This window comes from Pigmentiphaga aceris, assembly GCF_008119665.1.
Lineage (GTDB): Bacteria > Pseudomonadota > Gammaproteobacteria > Burkholderiales > Burkholderiaceae_B > Pigmentiphaga > Pigmentiphaga aceris.
Genome location: NZ_CP043046.1, coordinates 1,496,323 through 1,512,953, shown reverse-complemented (window position 1 = coordinate 1,512,953; position 16,631 = coordinate 1,496,323). Strand labels below are relative to the sequence as shown.

Below are 16,631 nucleotides of genomic sequence, written 5' to 3'. Positions count from 1 at the left end.
TGCCCGTCGTCGCCATCGGAACCGCGTCGTTTGCGGGACGAAGTCATGCGGTGCCTCCGCTGAACAATTCATCAAGCGCGTGGATCAGCGCGGCGGGTGGCCGTTCCACATGAACGCCGCGACTGGAGGCGGTGGTCCCCCGCAGGAAAATACACAAAGCGCCCCCTACGTGTTCGTCGTAGTCATAGTCAGGCAAACGCGCCTTCAACTGCCGGTGCAAGGCCAGCAGATAAATCACATACTGAAGTTCATAACGCGCTTCCAGCACCGTGTCGCGCATCGCGGCCACGGTATAGGCGGACGCGTTCTCACCTAGCCAGTTGGACTTGTAGTCGGCCACGTAATACCTGCCCTCATATTCAAAGCTCAGGTCGATGAAGCCTTTGAACATGCCGTTGAGCAGGCTGGGAGCCAAGGCCGGACGGGACCGGCCTTCCAGCGTATGTGCGGCCACCAATGCATCGACGCGCTGAACATCCACGCGATGGCTGGCGAACCAGAATTCAAGTTCAACCTGGTAGGTGCGCAGCGACGCCAGGGTCATGCGGTTTCCGCCAGGCAATGGCAGCGGGCACGTGAGCAGCTCTGCCAGCCAGGCATCCAGCACGGGAATCCAGTGGGTCCAGCCGCGCAGGTTGGCGCGTCGGGCAATCGCGTCTTCACGCAACACGCCATCGTCGGCGGCCAACGCAAAGGTTTCGTCGCCCGCCCATTCAAGCAAGCTGTGCAGGAAGGTGCCCGCAGCAGGGCCGCGCGGGAAGCGATGCAAGTCGTCGATCTGAGTTCGCCCCGGCGAGCCCAGGTCGGCCTGCAAAGGTTGTTCGCGCTCTTCCAACACCAGGGCCTGCACGGCGCTTTCCGGCTCGATGCCACGGCGTGACGCCACGACAGGCAGGCGCACCGCATTCGCGTCGTCGGCAACCGGCGCATCACCACCGCTACGCAATACGTTATCGAAGGCCAAGGCGGAATAGCTGGCGATCCACCACGACTCGCGGCAGGATCGTACCGGCATGCGCGCCGGGCCGGGTGCCGTGACCGGTGGCGGGGCCAGGCTTAAGTCGGTGATGGCAGGGGCTGGCGCAATTGCAATCGCCGGGCTGCGGGCGGCAAGTTTGGCCAACGCCTCGTCGATCTGCGTCAGGTCCAGCGCCTCGCCGCCCCCCAGCAGATAGCCAAGCGCGCCCTTGTGCAATTCATTGCGCTTGGCATTGCCCGACACCAGCGGAGCCACCCCCAGCCAGGTGGCATGACGAGCACGCGTCAGCGCCACGTACAGCAATCGCATGTCTTCGCCCTGACGCTCGTCATCGGCCTGAACGTAGGCATCTTTGGACACTTTGGTGTCGCGCAGCAATTCCACCAGGCGGCCCTTGGTGATCGGGTCGAAATAACTTGGCGGCGCAGCGCCCCGCCCGCCCACTTCGCGCCAACTGGCGGCAAAGGGCAGCAGCACCAGGGGATATTCCAGCCCCTTGGACTTGTGGATGGTGACCACCTTGATCAGATCGTCATCGCTTTCCAGGCGCAGCACTTCTTCACCCGAGGGCGAGGCCAGCTGTTCCGCCAAGTGACGGATGAGCGCGTGTTCGCCGTCGAGTTCCGCCGCCTCGCGCTGCAACCATTCTGCCAAGTGCAGCAGGTTGGTCAGGCTGCGCTCTCCATCGGGCTGGTGCAGCAGCCGGGCAGGCAAGGAAAAATCGCTGAGCATGCTGCGCAGCATGGGCAACACGCCCTGGCGCTGCCAGCATTCGTGATAGCCCCGAAAGCGCATGACCTGTTCTTCCCAGAACATTTCGTCGTGGCTCAGGCGATCCAGGGTGGCCCAATCCTGGTCCAAGGTGCGGGTGGCCAGTGCACTGCGCAAAAGCAAGTCATTGGCAGGTTCGGCACATGCGCGCAACCACACCAATACGTCTGCGGCCTGTGCGCTGGCGAATACCGAGTCTCGGTCCGACAAGTAGACACTGGGCAGCTCACGCGCGGCCAAAGCGTCACGAATAGCCTGGGCCTCGGTTCCACTGCGCACCAGTATTGCGATGTCGGCAGGCCGCAGCGGCGACAGCTTTCCTGCCTCGTCGCGCAGCCCGGCACGGCCTTCCTGTGCAAGCGCCAGCCATTCACGCACGCTAGACGCCGCGTGGGCAGCCATGCGCTCGCGATACCGCGTGGCACCCACCACGTCACTGTCGCCTTCCGGGGGCAATTGCCAAAAGGTCAGTGCGGACACCGGCTTGCCGTCGATCTCCAGCGTGTCCTTGCGGCCTTGCGCGGCTACCGTCACAAAAGGCACGGAATCATCGCCGTCGGAACGGAACCGGAACGCGCCACGGGGATGCGTTTCGGCCATCGCAAAGACCTGATTCACGGCGTCCACCATCGTGGAGGTCGAACGGTAGTTGGTCGCCAGGGTGTAATGCCTGCCCTCGGTCGCAAACCGCGCACGAAGATAGGTATTAATGTCGGCCCCCCGGAACGAATAGATCGCCTGCTTGGGATCGCCAATCAGGAACAGACCGCGATCTGCGGGTGATTCCTTCACGCGGTAGATCGTGTCGAAGATTCGGTACTGAACCGGGTCGGTGTCCTGAAATTCGTCGATCATGGCCACCGGGAATTGCTGGTGGATCAAGGCAGCCAAGCGCTCGCCGCCCGGCCCGCGCAAAGCCGTATCCAGACGGATCAGCAGGTCGTCGAACCCGAGTTCGGCGCGGCGCTGCTTCTGCACTTCCAGATCACACCCGACTTCGCGCAAGGCATGCAGCAAAATCGCGGCACCTAATTCCGGCGGTGCTTCCAGCATGTCTTGCCAGGCGTCGATGGCCAGCAAGGCGGGATGTTCAGACGCCGTTTTTTTGCCCGTGAGCCGCAGGCGTTTGTGGCCGAAGGTGGCGATCTTCGGTGGTGCGTCCGCGCCCTGGCTCCAGGCATCCAGGGCAGACAGCCAGCCTTCGAAAACCGTGTCGTCGTCACGATCCGCGTAGGTCGATCGATGCATGTTGCCCCGCACGTCGTGCAAGACCTTCGCTGCCCCTGAACCGTCGGCGGCCCACGCATCGCGCGCCCGCCCATGCAAGGTTTCGCATTCTTGCAGCCACGCCCCTGCGTCTTCCAGCAGCGGGGTCAAGGATGCAGGTGCCTTGGTGATTTCGCCGCCATACAAAAATCCCGCATCGCCCTGGGCCAGCAAAGGACGCAGGGCCTGCGCCAGTTGTGCCGGGCCGGCATAGCTTTGCGCAACGGCCTGGGCTGCGTTTGCATTCAGGCCGTAGAAGTTGCGCCGCCAGTAGTCGCGCACCACTTCGGAAATCAGGTCTTGCTGGTCGGTGGCCAGTTCCTGAAGAAACAGGCTGCCGCTATCAAAAGCGTGTTCGCGCAGCATGCGATAACACCAGCCGTGGATGGTGGACACGGCGGATTCGTCCATCCATTCGGCGGCCAGTTGCAGGCGGCGTGCACAACCCGGCCATTCGGCCTGTGCATAAGTGTCACGCAGCGCCAGAGCCGCATCGTCGTGCTTGTCGTCGCTGTCCAGGAAGCACCGTGCGGTTTCTCCCAGGCGTTTGCGGATGCGTTCACGAAGCTCCTGCGTGGCGGCTTCGGTGAAGGTCACCACCAGGATGTCGGGCGGATTCAGGGGGCGGTCGAAAGCCTGCTCGTCGCCGTGCCCCAGTACCAAGCGGACATACAACAAGGCGATGGTGTAGGTCTTGCCGGTGCCCGCGCTGGCCTCGATCAAGCGGCTGCCGTGCAAGGGGAAGCGCAGCGGATCAAGCGCACGTGAACCTGAGTTCAGGTCAGCGTCGGAGTGGTCTTTCAGATCGTCGTTCAAATGGTTCTTCAGATGTGCAGCGCTCATTGCGATTGCTCCCCGCCTGCATCGGCATCTGCACTGTGGTCAGCGCTTTTGCGACCCAAGGTATTGAGCAGCGGCCCATACAAGGTCTGCGCCCATTCGCTGAAAGTGCCATCTGCGGTCAGCGCCGCATAATCGGCGTAGACCCGTGCCAGCGCAGCCGACTGCGCGGCTTCGCCGGGCCGGTTGTAGGCACCATCGTAGGCAACCGACGCGGCGTAGTCGCCATCTTCCAACCATGCAAATGCGGTCTTGCAGGCAACCGGCAGAGCGCGCTGCATGCCGTCACGCCACGCGCCCAGCAAGGTGTCCAGTTCAGATGCGGCGATTGGTGCTGCCACAGGCTTCAACACCACGGTGTCGGTCATGCTGACCAGCACGCTGGCAACGGGTTCACCAATGGTCTGCAAGGCCAGGTGCCGCACCCAATGGCGCAGCAACACATGCCAGCGCAGGCTTGGCCCTTGATGCAGCTTGCTGCTGATCAGCTGTACGCGTGCCAGACGTCCGTCGACATGGCGACGCAAGCCCTCGGCCCAGTCTTCAATCACCAGTTCGGGATCGGTACGCGAGACATGATGAATCGCAATCTGCCCCGGCACCGGCGTGGTCCATTCCTGCAATGCATCGCGATAGCGCGACAGCAAAGCGGGCAATGGCGTTTCCAGACGCCGAGCCGCAAATTGACCGAAAGCCGCCATCGGCAAACGCCCCTGACGCTGCAAGCGTTGCATCTCCTGCGCCAGACGCGGCGCAAGGGTGGTCTCGTCGCCATCGGTTTCGGCCCAGTCGCGCAGCCGATCGCTTAGTTCGTCCTGCAACTGCCAGGTCTGCAAGCCGTCCAGTTCGAATACTTCGTTGTCTTCGCTGGTGGGCAAGGCGCGGTCGAAACGCACGTTCAGCCGCTGTCGCAGGAAGGCCGCCACCGGGTTGACCAGGAAATCGCTCAGCGTGGCCAGGTTCAGAGGTTCGGTCACCACCAGGGGTGGCAAGGGTGCTTCATCGTCGCGTCCTTGGTCGGACGACAGGGCGTCGCGCCATTCACGGGCGTAGGTGAAGTAATGCGGCCAAGCTTTAGGTTGAAGGTTGGGTTGGCCTTCGGATTGCGCCTGATCCTGCGGCTCAGTCGAACCGAAATACCGGCGACTGAAGGGCTGCAGCGGGTGTTCGCAGGTCAGTGCATCGACCAGCGACATGGTCTCCGGCAAGGCGGCGTCACCCTCGCCCCGATCCAGTCGCCACCCTGCGGCCAGGTGGTCTCGCAACTGGCCGATCAACACCGAAGGGGCACGCTCGCTATTGTCCTGAATGCTGCGGCCGACCCAGCTGACATACAGGTGATCGCGCGCTGACAGCATGGCTTCAAGCAACAGGTAGCGGTCGTCTTCGCGGCGCGAACGGTCACCAGGCCGATAATCGTTGCCCATCAGATCGAAGTCCATAGGACGCTGGATGCGCGGATAGTCGCCGTCGTTCATGCCCAGCAGACACACGACCCGGAACGGAATCGCGCGCATCGGCATCAGCGTGCAGAAATTGACCGAACCGCTCAGGAAGCGCTGAGTCAGCCCACCCTGATCCAGCCCCGCCAACCAGGCTTCGCGCACCACACTCAGCGGCAGCTCGGTTTCCAGCCCGGCATCGCGGCACAGCGCCGCCCAGTCTTCCAGCAGCGTGATCAGGCGGTCGATGTGCAAGGCATCACGGTCGTCTTCGACCAGCAGGAAGATTGACAACAAGGCACGCAGCCGCGCCGTCCACACCACTGGGGTGGCCGGCTGCGACAACTCTTCGCGCGCCATGTCCAGACGCGCCAGCAGTTCGGCCAGCAACCCGGCCAGCGCCGCGTCAAGCCCGCCCACTTCGTCGTAAGGCTCGATCTCCCCCAGCGCATCACCGTTGCCCACGGCATAACCCAGCAACATGCGGCGCAGGCCGAAATACCAGCTGTTCTGATCGAGCGCAGCCGGCATGCCGAACTGCTGACGGTGTTCACCATCGACGCCCCAGCGAACCCCTGCCCCTTCGATCCAGCGATGAATCACTGGCAGGTGCACATCACTGATGCCAAAGCGCGCCCTGACGGCCGGCACATCCAGCAGGTCCAGCACTTCGCTGACGGCAAAGCGGCTGTCGGGCAGTTTCAGCAGCAACTCGACCGCAATCAGCAAAGGCTCGCGCCCGCGCTGGCCCTGGTCGGCAATCGTGAAGGGCACAAAGCGCAGATCGTCGCGCGCCACCTGTCCGAACACGGCCCGAATGTGCGGCGCGTAAGCGTCGATGTCCGGGACCATCACGATCACGTCGCGGGGGCGCAGGCTGGGGTCTGCGTTGAAACGGGCCAGCAACTGGTCGTGCAGGATTTCCACTTCGCGCTGCGGGCTGTGGCTGACTTCGAACCGGATGGACCGGTCGCTACGCGGATCGACCGGCGGCCAGGTCTGCCGGGTTTCCGCAAGCGGTCGCAGATTGAGCACATCGTTCTGCAACTGGGCCAGCAAGGTGTCGGGGGGCGCTGCGTCGAACAGGTCGATGCGGCCGCTGACGACGTCCTGGAACAGCGCGCTGTACAGCGCAGGTTCGTCGTAACGATCCAGCAGGGAAATGTAGTCCCGGCCCTGCTTGCCCCAGGCCGCCAGCAAAGGCTGGCCGTGTGCGTGCATGGCGTCGGCATCAAGCTGGTCCGGCGTACCGGGCCGGCGTTGCTGACGACGATATTCGTGGCGCAACAATTCCTTGTCGGCCACGATATCGCCCCAGTGGTGCTGCGAGGGGTTGTGCACACACAGCAGCACCTGGACAAACCTGGCCATGGCCGCCAGCGCTTCCAGCGTTTGCGCAGGCATTGAGGAAATACCGAACACCATTACCCGGCGCGGCAGGCGTTGGGGCGCTTGATCCAGCGCCGACAGTTGTTCGAGAAAACGCTGATGCACCCCGGCGCGGCTTTGCGCCAGGCCTTCAGGCCCCACGTCTGCCAGCACCGCCCGCCACAGCGCCGGTTGCCAGGATTGCTCGGCATCCAGCGGTCGGGTGGTGCCTGCCACCGTGCGCAACACATCGCGCCCCGCCGCCCAGTCGGTCAGCCAATCAGCTCGATAGACTTGATATTGATCAAACAGATCGGCCAGCCGTTCAGACAACTGATGACGCTTGCGCAAATCATCGTCACCATGCAAAAAACGGTGCAACGGCGCAAAAACCGGCTGCGCCAGCAGCGCGGGCAACAAGCGCATCAATCGCCAGGTAAGCGGGGCGCGATCCAGCAGCGAGGTGGCCGGAATCGTTCCGCGTTCCAGCACGCTGCGATAGGCTTGCCACTGGAAACGGGCCGGCAGTTGCACGTCGATGGCCGCAGCAATGCCACAACCGCCGCCATCTGCCGCGTCGGGGTCGGCGGCCAGCGCCAGCTTGAGCCACTGCGCAATCCCGTTGCTTTGCACCAGGATGACTTCGTTTTCAAGCGGGTTCAGCGGATACCGGCGCATCCAGCCGACCGCGAGCTGGCGCAGGTCTTCCAGGCGATTGCTCTGGACGATCATGAATCCCGGCTGAAGCGGGGTGGCCTGCGACATGAGAGTGGAGTTCCCGGACGATGGAAAGGCTGAAACGGATCAACGCACAGCGGGCGGCAACGCGCGCGGTGGCACTACAGGCATTGTAGGGGGGCTGATACAAGCAGCGGTGGTGGCTCAAATGCCGCTGAACAGGCACGAAAAGCGGACGAAAACACATAAAAAGCCGGCCACGTTGAGCGCCGCGCTTTTTACAGTTACCATTAACGTTATCTCGGGCCTTTTGCTGTTTTTTCCAGCGCCCCTCTTGCCCTCCCCCCTGTCTGCGCCTGCCCCCTCACGCGTGTTGTCGTGCGCGAGCCGCCGCACCCGCCGACAGGATCGATTGGGCATGCCGATTGCGGTAGACGCAGTGTGCTGCAGTCGGGCAAGCCAACAAAGTTTCTGTATCCATCATTTTTTCCGCGCCGTGGCGCGACAAGAAGGAACACCATGAGCGACGCGATCAAGCACGTCAGCGACACGAGCTTCGACACGGATGTACTCCAGTCGGACCAACCGGTGCTGGTGGACTACTGGGCCGAATGGTGCGGCCCTTGCAAGATGATTGCGCCGATTCTGGAAGAAGCTGCCGCGCAATATGCCGGCAAACTGACGGTCGCCAAACTGAATGTGGACGATAATCAGGCTACCGCTTCCAAATTCGGTATTCGTGGCATTCCCACCCTGATGTTGTTCAAGGGCGGTCAGGTTGTTGCCACCAAGGTCGGCGCGCTGTCGAAGTCGCAGCTCACCGCATTCCTGGACGGCTCGCTGTAAACCGAAGAGTCAAATAACACGGGCGGGCCGCCACGTCGCAGACCCGCCCTGCTCCACCGAAAGAACACGCTTCAGACACTCGTCACCTCATCGCACGCCGGATCGTCCGCATCGGTTTCCCGATTGCCCGAGATCCGGCCCTGCCGGCGCGCAGGATGCTCACCGCAGCGTCCCCCAGCCAAAAATCCCGGAGTAATACCCGCAATGCATCTGAACGAATTGAAGGCGCTGCACGTTTCCGCACTGTTGGAAATGGCCGCCACCCTTGAGATCGACAACGCCAGCCGCCTGCGCAAGCAGGAACTGATGTTCGCGATCATGAAACGCCGCGCCAAGCAGGGCGAACAGATCTTCGGCGACGGTGTGCTGGAAGTGCTGCCGGACGGCTTCGGCTTCCTGCGTTCGCCGGAAACGTCTTACCTGGCCAGCACCGACGACATCTATATTTCGCCGTCGCAAATTCGCCGTTTCAATCTGCACACTGGCGATTCGATCGAAGGTGAAGTGCGCGTTCCGAAGGACGGCGAGCGTTACTTTGCGCTGGTGAAGGTGGACAAGGTGAACAACCTGCCGCCGGAACAGGTCAAGCACCGCATCATGTTCGAGAACCTGACGCCGCTGCACCCGAACCGCCCGATGCGCCTGGAACGCGACATCAAGAGCGAAGAGAACCTGACCGGCCGTATTCTGGACATCTTCGCGCCCATCGGCCACGGCCAGCGCGGCCTGCTGGTCGCCAGCCCGAAGTCCGGCAAGACGGTGATGATGCAGCACATGGCCCACGCCATCACCAGCAACCATCCCGACGCCGTGATGATCGTGCTGATGATCGACGAGCGCCCTGAAGAAGTGACCGAAATGCAGCGCTCGGTGCGCGGCGAAGTGGTTGCATCCACCTTCGACGAACCGGCCACCCGCCACGTGCAGGTTGCAGAAATGGTGATCGAAAAAGCCAAGCGCCTGGTCGAGCTGAAGAAAGACGTGGTGATTCTGCTGGACTCGATCACCCGTCTGGCGCGTGCATACAACACCGTGGTGCCGGCCTCGGGCAAGGTACTGACCGGTGGTGTGGACGCCAATGCGCTGCAACGCCCGAAGCGTTTCTTCGGTGCCGCGCGCAATCTGGAAGAAGGCGGTTCGCTGACCATCATCGGCACGGCGCTGATCGAAACCGGCAGCCGCATGGACGACGTGATCTACGAAGAATTCAAGGGCACCGGCAACTGCGAAGTGCACCTGGAGCGTCGCCTGGCTGAAAAGCGTGTCTACCCGGCCATCAACCTGAACAAGTCGGGTACCCGCCGCGAAGAACTGCTGATCAAGCCCGATGTGCTGCAGAAGGTCTGGGTGCTGCGCAAGTTCATCTACGACATGGACGAAATCCAGTCGATGGAATTCCTGCTGGACAAGATGCGCGCCACCAAGAACAACGGCGAATTCTTCGACATGATGAAGCGCGGCGGCAGCTGATTTCCGCTGGTGCAGCCCTGAAACGGTCGGATCGGCAACAACCAGACCGTTTTGGCTTGTCAACGCGACGCCCTCACGCGATAATGTAGGGCTTAATCGACAACGGGAACGTTGTCGGGCAAATGGGGGCACTTTCCCCGCAGGGCTTTTGCCCCGCCCGACTGGCGACCCACTACCAGGAAATTGCCATGAAAGAAGGCATTCACCCGAACTACCGCGACGTGGTCTTCCACGATCTGCAGACCGGCACCAAGTTCATCAGCCGTTCGACCCTGAACTCGCGCGAAACCATCGAACTCGATGGCAAAGAGTATCCGCTGTTCAAGTGCGACGTGACCTCGGAATCGCATCCGTTCTACACCGGTGCGCAAACCCGCATCGTCGAAACCGGCCGCGTTGAAAAGTTCCGCCAGCGTTTCGCCCGCACCACCCCGACCACGAAGACTGCATAAGCCAACGGCTTGCGCTGACCTCAGGTCCGGTAAAAAAGGCAGCTTCGGCTGCCTTTTTTGTTTTTCATCGTTTCAGGCGATACACGCCTGTCGCCATCCACTGCCGATCGGCCCCATCGGTCGCAAGACTATGACTGCCGGCTCGACGCCACCGGGGTATAGTGCGGCCCTCGCCCGCCGCGGAGCCGGATCCACGTTGCCTTCATGATCAGCACCACGCCATCCAAGTTGTCCACCCCTGCCCGCCTGACCGCGCCGGCCACTGCCAAGCTTCCACGCTGGGCTTTGTTCGCCTTGTGCGCGGTGTATATCCTGGCCGGGCTGATCGGGCGCGAGCCCTGGAAATCGGACGACGTGATCGGCCTGGCGCAGATGTGGACGGCCGCATTCAGCGACAACGCCTGGATGCATCCGCAGGTGGCGGGCATTGCGGTGTCTCAGAAAGGCCCGCTTGCCACCTGGGTGGGTGGTGGCCTGATGGTGCTGCTCGGGCCGATTCTCGACCCGATCATGGCGGGTCGGGTTGCCAACATTCTGTGGTTCACGATCACCGCTTCCAGTCTTTGGTACGGCGTGTACCTGCTTGGACGACGTGCCGAAGCGCAACCGCTTGCGCTGCCTTTCGGTGGCCAGCCTTCGCCGTCCGCCTATGGGCGCATGCTGGCCGATGCAGCCCTGCTGCTGTTGTTGGCAACCCTGGGATTTTTGTGGCGCAGCCATGAAACCTCGGCTGAACCCGCAGCCGTGGCTGCGCAGGCGCTGGCCTTCTACGCCCTGGCCCGCATGGCCGACCGGCCGCGCAGCGGGGCGATCACCCTGGGCGTGGCATTGGCGGCGGCGTTCTTGGCGCGTGGCCTGCCTGCCGTCGCCCCCTTGCTGATCACACTGCCGGTGCTGTTCCGTCCGGGCACGACCCTGGTGCGGGAAATCCGTTGGCTGTTCCTGCTTGCATTGCCGATTGGCATTGCGCTGTCGCTGGCCTGGTGGATTCCGGCTGCCAACAGCAATCCTTACTGGATGAACGGCTGGTGGCATTGGCACGGCAATGTGCTGGGCTGGATTTCGCAGCAGGGGGCCATTGGTACCTTGCGCAATCTGCCCTGGTTCCTGTGGCCGACCTTGCCGCTGGCTGCGCTGGCTGCCTGGCGCTGGCGCGGCCATCGCGCCATGCTGCATGTGCAACTGCCGCTGGCGCTGGGCGCAGCCGCTTTTGTGATGCTGTTCTTCACCCAGCGACCCAGCGACCCGGAATTCCTGGCCTTGGTGATTCCCTGCGCAGCACTCGGTGTCTTCGTGCTGCCCACCCTGCGACGCGGGCTGGTCAACGCGCTCGACTGGTTCGCGCTGATGAGCTATTCGTTTGCGCTGTTCGTGATCTGGCTGGGCTGGACCGCGCTGTCGACCGGCGTGCCGCCCCGGCTGGCCCGCAATATCGCCCGCCAGACCCCGGGTTTCATCGCCGAGTTCTCGATTCTGTCGATCGGCATTGCAGTGGCCGCCACGGTCGCCTGGATTGCGCTGGTGACCTGGCGGGTGCGCATGCGTCCGGCGGCCATGTGGCGCGGTTCCGTGCTGTCGGCGGGCGGCATGGTGGTCAGCTGGCTGCTGTTGATGACCCTGTGGCTGCCATCAATCAACTACAGCAAGAGCTATCGCGTGGTGTCGCAAGGCTTGGCACAGGCGCTGGAAGCCGAGCACCGTGTCGTCGGCAAGACCGCCTGCGTGCGTACCATCGGCCTGGGCCTGCCCCAGCGCGCCTCGTTCGCGTTGTTCGACCAGTTGGTGTTCACGCCCTCACCGAACTGCCCGCTGGTCCTGATTCAAGGCTCACCAGACCAACTGGTGATCTACCAGCGCCGCCCTGATCTGGAAGGTGCCGTGGTGCGTTGGGACGGTGGCCGCGCCAGTGACTTGCGTGAACGCTTCAGGCTGGTACGCGTTCCCGAGGCAACCGCACCATGACTTCAGCGGTAAGCGCGCCGGGTGGATTCCGGCGCGCAGCATGGCGCATCGTCAAGCAAGCCTGGCCGGTATTGATCAGTCAGTGGGCCAGCATGGCATTTGGGGTGATGGACACCGCGATGACGGGCCACGCCTCGCCCACCGACCTGGCAGCGATGGCCTTGGCGGCATCGGTATTCATCAGCGTGTTCGTGGGCTTGATGGGCGTGCTGCACGCCATGATCCCGATCATTGCGCAGGACTTCGGCGGCGGCCGCATGGCCGAGATCGGCCGTACCTGGGCGCAAGGCGTATGGCTTGCAGCTGCCTTGTCAGTGGTGGGCGGCGTGGCCATGCTGTTCCCCGACGTGTGGCTGAGCATGTCTGGCGAAGTCGACCCGACTGTCCGCGAGCTGATGACCAATTACCTGCGCTGCCTGGTGATTGCGCTCCCCGCCGCGTTGCTGTTCCGCACCGTCTACGCGCTGAGCACTGCCGTGTCGCGCCCGAAAGTCATCATGGCGATCAACATTGTTGGCGTCTGCCTGAAGGCCTGTTTCAACTGGGTGCTGATCTACGGCAAGTTCGGCATACCCGCACTCGGTGCGGTGGGTGCCGGCATGTCGAGCGCCATCGTGTTCTGGATCTCGGCCACCATCAGCATCACGATCTTGCTGCGTGACCCCTTCTACGCACGCTTCAAGATCCGCCTGTATCGGCCTGACTGGAAGATTCTGGGCGGCCTGATACGCCTGGGCTTGCCCATGGGCGCGTCCTACCTGATCGAAGTCACGTCCTTCACCTTCATGGCGCTGCTGGTGGCACGCGGCGGCACCTTTGCGCTGGGCAGCCACCAGATCATGTCGAATCTGGCGGCGCTGTGTTTCATGATGCCGATGTCGATTGGCGTGGCTACGTCCACACTGACCGCGCAGGCAATCGGTGCAGGTTCCCCTGACCGTGCACGCCGAACGGCGCTCGCCGGGCTGGGTATAGGCGTGGCCGGGGCCATGCTGACCATCAGCCTGCTGATCGTCGGGCGCGCCTGGATTGTGGATGGCTACACCAGCGATGCCCAGGTTGCCCTGGGTGCCATGGCGCTGATCCGCCTGCTGGTGGTGTTTCACATGCTGGATGCCTTGCAGTGCATTACCAGCTACATCTTGCGGGCGCACAAGATTGCGGTGGTGCCAATGCTGATCCAGGCGGTCACGCTGTGGGGGATCGGGTTGGGTGGCGGCTGGTGGCTGGGTTTTGGGTCGGCGTCCAACCCGCTGGCTGGAGTGATCGGGCAATGGCTGCCTGGGGCTCCAGTGGGAGCGGCAACCTTGTGGCTGATGGCGATTCTGGCGATGGTGTTGACGACGGCGTGTTTGCAGTACTGGTATCACCGGGTGTTGCGCAAGGCGATGGCGGGCGAGCCACCAACAGGCTCCAAAACACCATCTATTTGAATTAGCCACAAGCGCGGTTTGTGACGCTCGTCACACCCATCCCAACTTGACCAATCCAACCGGCCATTAATTGGGAACCCGTAACGCATCGTAGTTACGGACAGCAGCTTGGTACGTCTTTCTCGTTGCCTGCCCCCCTGGCACGCAAGCAAGCCGCTCAGACCATCTCGGACAATCGGCACTCTCTCTCCGTGATGTTCCAACACACTCACGACACCGGAATATTTGCCATGGCAACTGCCACCCCTGCTCAGCAAACCGCAATCACGAATCTGTACATTGCGCTGTTCAATCGCGCTCCGGATGCATCTGGCTTTGAATTCTGGAGCCAGGGCCTGGCATCCGGTGTCTCACTGCCGTCGATCACTGCGGTATTCCTGGGCAGCCCCGAAGCGGCAGGCATTTATCCCGCATCGCAAAGCGCAACGGCTTTCGTCACAACGTTCTATCAGACCGTATTCGGTCGCGCGCCCGACGCCGGTGGCCTGACGTTCTGGACCGGTGAACTGAATGCCGCTGGCGGCGTGGGGTCGATGGCGGCAAGGGCCGCGCTGGTATGGAAGATCATCGAAGTCGTCAGCACACCGCTGCCGACCAAGCCGGCCGACCTGAGCGATGCGCAATATGCCGATACGGTGAAAGACCGCGATACCTTTGGCAAGAAGGTGACGATCGGCCTGGATTTCGCGCTGAACCTGAAAAGTGAAGATCTGGTGCTGGCCAAGCAGGTCATTGCCAATGTGAATGCGCCGGTGCCACCCAGCACGCCCACCGTGCCCGACGCGCCGACCGTCTTCACGCTGACCCTCAATTTTGACACCTTCACCGGCGGAACCGCGAACGACAGCTTCAACGCTCCGCTCGTTCTCGTGCCGATCGTCGGCAATTCCGCCACCTTGAATTCCAACGACGTGCTGGATGGCGGCGGAGGGACCGACACCCTGAACGCGGCATTGATCAACTCGACCTTGGTAAGCCCGACGCTGAAGAACATCGAGGTGATCCGGCTCACGACATCGGGTAATGGCGGCACGGTCCTGGACCTCGCCAATGCCACCGGCGTCACGCACGCTGGCTTCGTGGACGGCACCCTCTCGTCAAGCGGCACGATTCGCAACGTTGGCAACGCCAGTCTGTCGGTCGAGAATCAGCGCGCGGCAGCTGCATTCACCGGCTCCAGCGCGACGACACTGTCCTTGACGCTGACCCAGGTCGGCATCGCGGGCAGCCCGACCGCGGTCAACCTGGCCGCCTCCGGGGCCGCCCCCTTGGCCACGACTCACGATATCGTGCTCGACCGTGCCCATGCCGCGCTGGCACAGACCATCCTCGGCGCCGCCGTCACCACGGTGAACGTGACCGCCACCGATACCAACGTACTGAGCCTGTCGGGAGCGACGGCGGCAACGGTGCAGACGCTGGCCGTGACCGGCACGGGATCGGTCGATTTGTCGGGACAAGCCTTGCTGGCCCTGAAAACCGTCACGGCAGGCGACGGCGGGATCAAGCTCACGTCCACCGGCACCACGGCATTGACCGTGACCACCGGCGCAGGCAAAGACACGATCACCGCAGCGGGGGCAAGCGTCAAATCGATTCAGGTCGGCGCGGGCAACGACGTGGTCAGCATCGCGGGTGCGCTGGCGGTCAATGCCTCCATCGATCTTGGCGACGGCGATGACACCTTGATCCTGTCGGCACCGCTCGGCGTCGGAGGCTGGACCATCACCGGTGGTGCGGGGAACGACACCTTGCAGATGAATACGACCGATCTGACCGGGATCGGGGGTGTCTTTGGGTTCGAGGTGTTGGCCCTGGGTGCCAGCGGCACGACCGTGGACGCAGCGGACGTTGCAGGTATCGGTCGGTTCGCGGTCGTGAATACCGGCACCACCACCTTCAACGGGGCGCAGGACACGATGCGGATCGGCATCGACAACAGCAGCGGCGTGACTGCCGTGAACATCGTCAATGGCCTGGCGCAAACCCTTACCGACATCACGCTGACCAATGCGGCAGCCGTCGCAGGTGCCAAGACACTCGGCACCTTGGCACTCGGCAGCACAAAGGCTATTTCCCTGACGTCGTTGGGGACCACCGGAAATGCCAACGTCATCACGAGCCTGACTCAGGCCGACGACGCGACCATCACCATCAAGGGCGACACCGACCTGACGATCACCAATGCCCTGGCAGGATCGACCCTGGGCAGTACGGTCGATGCAAACGCGTTCACCGGCAAGCTGAGCATCACCGGGTCGGGCCGAAGCGACACGATCACGGGTGGCGCAGGGGATGACATCATCGACGGCGGGCTGGTAACGCAGGGGACAGCTGCCGTGACTGCGGCAGCGGAAGTCGCCACGCTGACGGCCAACGCTGGCGGACTGGCAGCGGGGGCCTCCATCACGGTGGCAAACCTGACCTTCACGGCACACGGCAGCCCCCTCACCCGGGCACAGGTGGCACAGGTATTCGCCGACCTGACCAACGGTGCCATGACGGGCTCTGCCACCGCCCTGGGCAGCTACACCGGCACACTGACCGGCTACGACACCAGTTCGGTCTCGAACAACACCGTCACCTTCACATCAACCGTAACCGGCAACGTGAGTGATCTCGCAGCCAGTGGAACGGGGGCGGCAGCGGCCGTCGCGTCGGTCGTGAGCCAAGGTAGATCCGCTGCGGCTGCCGTGTCCGGTACGCTGGATACCCTGACCGGTGGCGACGGGGCGGATACCTTCGTGTTCAGTACGCCGGACGCCAACGCACGAGGCGGTGCGGTCACTACCATCATCACCGACTTCGCGCCCGGGGTGGACAAGCTCAAGATCGTTGGCAGCGCGGCTGCATCAGTGACAAGCCTTGTCAAGAATACTGCGGACCCTGGCACCCTGGACGCGCTGCTCTCGATTGCAAATAGCATGCTCAACAGCTCTGTGCAGTACTACCTGGGGCAGATCGGGAACGACTCGTATGTGGTGACGGATATTGATGGGAATGGCTACACCAACGTCATCCAGCTGTCTGGGGTCGCAGTGACCGCCATCCAGGCAAGTGATTTCATCGTATAAAGCAGCCGAGCAAGGCAGCCTTGCAAGACGATCGTGCGAGGCTGCCACGA

Annotated in this window: 8 protein-coding genes; 6 read left to right on the top strand and 2 right to left on the bottom strand. The window is 62.9% G+C overall.

Annotated features, from left to right (window positions below; all coding sequences use genetic code 11):
- Positions 1-43: 43 nt before the first annotated feature.
- A complete protein-coding gene (gene recB / locus FXN63_RS06350; RefSeq protein ID WP_148813783.1) occupies positions 44-3,859 on the bottom strand; it encodes an exodeoxyribonuclease V subunit beta in 3,816 nt (1,271 codons plus the stop codon).
- Positions 3,856-7,431 (bottom strand): exodeoxyribonuclease V subunit gamma, encoded by a 3,576-nt coding sequence (gene recC / locus FXN63_RS06345; protein WP_222864007.1) that lies wholly within the window; start codon positions 7,429-7,431, stop codon positions 3,856-3,858. Before recC ends, recB begins: the two co-directional genes overlap by 4 nt.
- A 432-nt stretch (positions 7,432-7,863) precedes the next feature.
- On the opposite strand from recC, the gene trxA reads away from it, so the two are divergent.
- The 6 genes from trxA to FXN63_RS06315 all read left to right on the top strand — a co-directional run bounded on the left by trxA (position 7,864) and on the right by FXN63_RS06315 (position 16,581).
- Entirely contained in the window at positions 7,864-8,190 is a 327-nt protein-coding gene (gene trxA / locus FXN63_RS06340) for a thioredoxin TrxA (protein WP_148813781.1), read from the top strand.
- 204 nt (positions 8,191-8,394) lie between these two features.
- The gene (gene rho / locus FXN63_RS06335) at positions 8,395-9,660 is read left to right on the top strand and encodes a transcription termination factor Rho (RefSeq protein WP_148813779.1); all 1,266 of its coding nucleotides are present in this window, start codon (positions 8,395-8,397) and stop codon (positions 9,658-9,660) included.
- Between the two features lie 188 nt (positions 9,661-9,848).
- Positions 9,849-10,112 (top strand): type B 50S ribosomal protein L31, encoded by a 264-nt coding sequence (locus tag FXN63_RS06330; protein ID WP_148813777.1) that lies wholly within the window; start codon positions 9,849-9,851, stop codon positions 10,110-10,112.
- A gap of 204 nt (positions 10,113-10,316) precedes the next feature.
- Positions 10,317-12,074: an ArnT family glycosyltransferase gene (locus tag FXN63_RS06325; protein ID WP_148813775.1), complete on the top strand. Its 1,758-nt coding sequence runs from the start codon at positions 10,317-10,319 to the stop codon at positions 12,072-12,074.
- Entirely contained in the window at positions 12,071-13,507 is a 1,437-nt protein-coding gene (locus FXN63_RS06320; RefSeq protein WP_148813773.1) for an MATE family efflux transporter, read from the top strand. Before FXN63_RS06325 ends, FXN63_RS06320 begins: the two co-directional genes overlap by 4 nt.
- Before the next feature lie 230 nt (positions 13,508-13,737).
- Positions 13,738-16,581, top strand: a complete 2,844-nt coding sequence (locus FXN63_RS06315) for a DUF4214 domain-containing protein (RefSeq protein WP_187395123.1) — start codon at positions 13,738-13,740, stop codon at positions 16,579-16,581.
- Positions 16,582-16,631: the final 50 nt, after the last annotated feature.

What these genes read in the sequence shown, in the direction of transcription:
- recB (WP_148813783.1), bottom strand. Translation starts at nt 3,859, where the DNA reads ATGAGCGCTGCACATCTGAAGAACCATTTGAACGACGATCTGAAAGAC.
- recC (WP_222864007.1), bottom strand. Translation starts at nt 7,431, where the DNA reads ATGTCGCAGGCCACCCCGCTTCAGCCGGGATTCATGATCGTCCAGAGC.
- trxA (WP_148813781.1), top strand. Translation starts at nt 7,864, where the DNA reads ATGAGCGACGCGATCAAGCACGTCAGCGACACGAGCTTCGACACGGAT.
- rho (WP_148813779.1), top strand. Translation starts at nt 8,395, where the DNA reads ATGCATCTGAACGAATTGAAGGCGCTGCACGTTTCCGCACTGTTGGAA.
- FXN63_RS06330 (WP_148813777.1), top strand. Translation starts at nt 9,849, where the DNA reads ATGAAAGAAGGCATTCACCCGAACTACCGCGACGTGGTCTTCCACGAT.
- FXN63_RS06325 (WP_148813775.1), top strand. Translation starts at nt 10,317, where the DNA reads ATGATCAGCACCACGCCATCCAAGTTGTCCACCCCTGCCCGCCTGACC.
- FXN63_RS06320 (WP_148813773.1), top strand. Translation starts at nt 12,071, where the DNA reads ATGACTTCAGCGGTAAGCGCGCCGGGTGGATTCCGGCGCGCAGCATGG.
- FXN63_RS06315 (WP_187395123.1), top strand. Translation starts at nt 13,738, where the DNA reads ATGGCAACTGCCACCCCTGCTCAGCAAACCGCAATCACGAATCTGTAC.